At 62.6% G+C, this 2521-nt stretch carries 3 protein-coding genes and 1 pseudogene; 3 read left to right on the top strand and 1 reads right to left on the bottom strand.

Annotated features, from left to right (window positions below; genetic code table 11):
* Together VIR62_RS00020 and VIR62_RS00015 are read left to right on the top strand one after the other, a co-directional pair.
* The coding region (locus tag VIR62_RS00020) for a sulfite oxidase (protein ID WP_431867606.1) at window positions 1-829 on the top strand (829 nt) is incomplete at its 5' end.
* Window positions 829-1371: a hypothetical protein gene (locus VIR62_RS00015; protein ID WP_431867605.1), complete on the top strand. Its 543-nt coding sequence runs from the start codon at window positions 829-831 to the stop codon at window positions 1369-1371. The genes VIR62_RS00020 and VIR62_RS00015, both read left to right, overlap by 1 nt.
* A 164-nt stretch (window positions 1372-1535) precedes the next feature.
* Here the strand turns inward: VIR62_RS00015 and VIR62_RS00010 are convergent.
* Window positions 1536-1883, bottom strand: a pseudogene (locus tag VIR62_RS00010) (hypothetical protein); the annotation flags it as partial.
* Between the two features lie 287 nt (window positions 1884-2170).
* On the opposite strand from VIR62_RS00010, the gene VIR62_RS00005 reads away from it, so the two are divergent.
* A partial coding sequence (locus tag VIR62_RS00005; protein ID WP_431867603.1) for an ABC transporter substrate-binding protein occupies window positions 2171-2521 on the top strand: 351 nt, incomplete at its 3' end.

The raw sequence follows: 2521 nt of genomic DNA, 5'->3' as shown, positions 1-2521 counted from the left end.
GGGCGGCGGCAACTGCAGGACCTACTTCCAGCCGGGCGCGTCCGGCAACCAGTGGACCGTCGGCGCCGTCGGCTGCCCCGAATGGTCAGGCGTCCGATTGAAGGATGTGCTGAGCGCGGCGGGGGTGAAGTCGAGCGCCGTCTATACCGGACACTACGGGAACGACGTGCACCTGTCCGGCGATACCGAGAAGGTGGTCATCTCGCGCGGCGTGCCGATCGAAAAGGCGATGGAAGCGGAAAACTTGATCGCATGGTCGATGAACGGGCAACCCGTCCCGGCGCTGCATGGTTTCCCTCTTCGTCTCGTCATTCCCGGCTATCCGGGTTCCGCATCGCAGAAGCATCTCACGCGCATCTGGGTGCGTGACCAAGTTCACGATGGCGCCAAGATGACGGGCTACTCCTATCGGCTTCCCGCCTATCCCGTGGCACCCGGGACCGAGGTACCCGAATCCGACATGGAAATCCTGACCGTCATGCCGGTGAAGTCGCTCGTCACTTTTCCGCAGACGGGCAGCCAGGTGGCAGTGAATCAGACGGCGGAGGTGCGCGGTCATGCCTGGGCCGGCAAGGGCGACGTGGCAGCCGTGGCGGTGTCGATCGACTTCGGCCAGACATGGACGGAGGCGAAGCTCGAACCGGCGCCGAACAGGTATGCCTGGCAACGCTGGCGCGCCCAGGTCACCCTGCCCGAGGCCGGCTATTACGAAGTCTGGGCCCGGGCAACCGATCAAGACGGCATCATGCAGCCGCCAGTCGTGCCGGGATGGAACCCCCGCGGCTACGGCAACAACATGATGCATCGCATCGCTCTGGTCGCAGCCTGATGCCTGTCGATCCGGCCACGCCGCTTCGCCTCGGAAGCGGCGTGGCCGGAGCCATGGTCATCCTTCTAAAGTGCGGATGCATGAAGGCTCCACGCGCGATAGCCGCCGCGCTCCTGCTGGCGATTTCCTTTGCGGCTGCATGCCACGCTGCCGACCGGCAGCAGAACACCGATGTCCTGCTTGCCCAGGCGAATCAAGCTCCGACTCCTGGCGGATACGATCCGATGGCCCCGCCCTCGAACCCACAACGGTTCGATCCGATGAGGCCGAACCGGCCAAATGCCCCAGCACAAGAGGGAAGCGACGTTGCCTTGAACCCGGAATACGGGAATCTGCCGGATACGCCCGGCGTCGAAGACACCTTCTATCTCTGCTCAGCCTGTCATTCCCTCGCGATCATCAAGCAGCAGCGCGTGCCGCCGCGCCGCTGGGATTATCTATGGAACTGGATGATCGAGAAGCAGGGTATGCCGGAGCAGGATGTGGAGACCAAGCAGGCAATTCTGACTTATCTCAAGCGGCACTTCTCTTGGAGAGAATAGAACGAGGTTGCGGCGAATGTCGTTACCGGTATGAGTGCACTGAGTGCCACGCCGTTTCCCGCCGCCGAGCCGGACGACGACACGCCTAACAAAAAAAGCCGACGACAGTTCGTTATTCTTGGCAGTGAATGGGCCCAGGCTGCGCGCCTGAGTGGCCCGTGTCCTCAAGCACGCTCTATGACCATCGCAATGCCCTGACCAACGCCGACGCACAGAGTGATGAGCGCGTAGCGGCCCCCTGTCCGCTTCAACTGCCGGGCGGCCGTAAGAGCCAGGCGCGCACCGGAGGCCCCGAGAGGATGGCCAATTGCTATGGCCCCGCCGTTTGGGTTGATTCGCGAATCGTCGTGAGCGATATCCATCGCCTTCAAGCAGGCCAGCACCTGCGCGGCGAACGCTTCATTGATCTCGATCACATCCATGTCGTCAAGCGCAAGACCCGCTCGCTCCAACGCCTTCCTGGACGCAGGCACCGGACCAATGCCCATGATACGGGGCGGAACGCCAGCCACAGGACGAGCAGATGCGCGCTGTATCCCGTGAAAGCTGCAACCATCACCGCGCGAAAATCGCGCCGTGCCGCGCCGAAATCGCGCTGATCGTCGCAAGCGCGTAGCACGCTGCCTCACAGCGCCGGCGTGTTTTCGGAAATGTCCGTTACGAATCAGCCCAATAGCAAAGCTCGAAAAGCGATGGCATAGTAGTTGCACCGCTCGTGACAGCAACGGCTGGAGTTGCCGAAGAACAACAAGACCTCCAGCCACAGGGGCTTCGAAGACAAACTGAGGGAGGCTGTCACATGAAAGCTAAATGGATTGCTCTTGGCATCGCGGCGGTGCTCGCGCTGCCGATCAGCGGCGCCGGTGCGGCGGAGATCAGAGTCGGCTTCAGCAGCGACGCGCTGACCTTGGACCCGGCCAATCACCGCGATCGCGAAACTGAGACTATCATCCGCAACATGCACGACGGCCTGCTGACGCGCGACTCCGCCATGAAGGTGGTGCCGGAGCTGGCGGAGTCCTGGAAGGCGCTTGACCCTCTTACATACGAGTTCAAGCTGCGCCAGGGCGTCACCTTCCACGACGGCAGCCCAATGACGGCGGAAGACGTGAAGTTCACCTTCGACCGCCTGATTCAGGAAGGCGCCATG

This window comes from Allosphingosinicella sp. (assembly GCF_036570505.1).
GTDB lineage: Bacteria > Pseudomonadota > Alphaproteobacteria > Sphingomonadales > Sphingomonadaceae > Allosphingosinicella.
Note: the sequence above shows the minus strand (reverse complement) of the source record. Positions and strands in the feature narration are given on the sequence as shown.